Origin of the sequence: Mesorhizobium sp. M1A.F.Ca.IN.020.06.1.1, assembly GCF_004023265.1 — a bacterium.
GTDB lineage: Bacteria > Pseudomonadota > Alphaproteobacteria > Rhizobiales > Rhizobiaceae > Mesorhizobium.
The window spans coordinates 1-1,360 of sequence record NZ_RZSR01001263.1 but is presented as its reverse complement, the minus strand read 5'-3'; the positions used below and the strand labels follow the sequence as shown (position 1 = coordinate 1,360).

Annotated in this window: 3 protein-coding genes; all 3 read right to left on the bottom strand. The window is 63.5% G+C overall.

Annotated features, from left to right (window positions below):
• On the bottom strand, positions 1-287 hold a 287-nt coding region (locus EOA60_RS33100; protein ID WP_206628366.1), incomplete at its 3' end, for a sensor histidine kinase N-terminal domain-containing protein.
• 4 nt (positions 288-291) lie between these two features.
• On the bottom strand, positions 292-960 hold the full coding sequence (locus EOA60_RS33095; RefSeq protein ID WP_095826473.1) for a response regulator: 669 nt from the start codon (positions 958-960) through the stop codon (positions 292-294).
• A gap of 146 nt (positions 961-1,106) precedes the next feature.
• Positions 1,107-1,360, bottom strand: a 254-nt coding sequence (locus EOA60_RS38450) for a hypothetical protein (RefSeq protein WP_206628365.1), incomplete at its 5' end; no start/stop codon positions are given.

Below are 1,360 nucleotides of genomic sequence, written 5' to 3'. Positions count from 1 at the left end.
GTCAGCAGCCGGCCGTTGGCGGTCTCGACCCGGTAGTAGACGCTGTCGCGGTCGCCGGTGTCGAACATCTCGATCGCCGCCGGCGGAATGGTGGCGTCGAGCACGCCTTCGGCCATCGCCACCCGCTCGGCGATCGCGCGCGCCGAGCCGACCAGCATCCGGTCGGTGACCAGATCTGCCGTCGCCAGCGCGTTGCGCTGGCTGGTCCACAGATTGACCGTCACCAGCGCGGTCAGCGGCAGCACCACCCAGGCCAGCAATTGCAGGCGGAGGCTGCTAATTTTCATGGCCCTAATCTTCATGGCGGAGCAGATAGCCAAGGCCGCGCAAGGTGGCGATCTGCACGCGCGAGCCTTCCAGCTTCTTGCGCAGCCGATGCACGTAGATCTCGATGGCGCTGGGATCGGCGTCGGTGTCGAAGTCGTAGATCGCCGTCGAGAGTGCCGCCTTGCTCACCGTGCGCCCCGCCTTGACTACCAGCTGTTCCAGCACCGCATGTTCGCGCGGCGTCAGCGAAAGCGCCGCGCCGCCGAGCGAGAACATCCTGGTGTTGGTGTCGAAGACGAGGTCGCCGCAGGAGATGACGGGCGCTGTCCGGTCGTTGGCACGGCGCAGCTGCACGCGGATGCGCGCTTCCAGTTCCTCGATCTGGAAGGGTTTAGCCAGATAGTCGTCGGCGCCCTCGTTGAGGCCCTTCACCCGGCCGTCGAGACTGGCGTTGGCGGTGAGCACGATGACCGGCACCGGGTTGCCGCGTGCCCTCAGCCGCTTCAGCACCTCCATCCCGCCCATGCGCGGCAGGGCGAGGTCGAGGATGATCAGCGCATGGTCGCCGGCCGCCAGCGCATGCTCGACGTCCTCGCCGTCATGTACCACGTCGACGACGTAGCTCGCCTGGCGCAGCGTCTTGCTCAGCCAATCGGCCAGTTCGCGATTGTCTTCGACAAGCAGGAGCCGCATCGTCCATCGCTGTTCGGCAATGCCTCCATCCGGGTGGCGCCGGGCTTTCGCAAGCGCGGCCCGGCGGTCCGAACGGACAGTTTGAAAGCAATCGATAGTCTCGATCCGCGGACAAGGCAAACGCCGGCTGAAATCGGTTCCGTCGGTCAGCCTGGAGGCCCAATTCGCTCGCGCGATTGATAAAACCGAACGGTTCGGTTCAATTTATGTTGACGGTTCGTGTAACTCAGGTGAACGCTGGCTCGTTGTCCAGACCGTGAAACCTCGTCGGCTAACACTGCAAGTAGTTGATATTCAAACAAAAGAATGTGGCAGCCGCGCTGTTCACGCGATTTCAAGGTCGAACCGAACGGTTCGATTTGCACATCTTCGTGATTGGAAATGGCAACAGGACCGACCC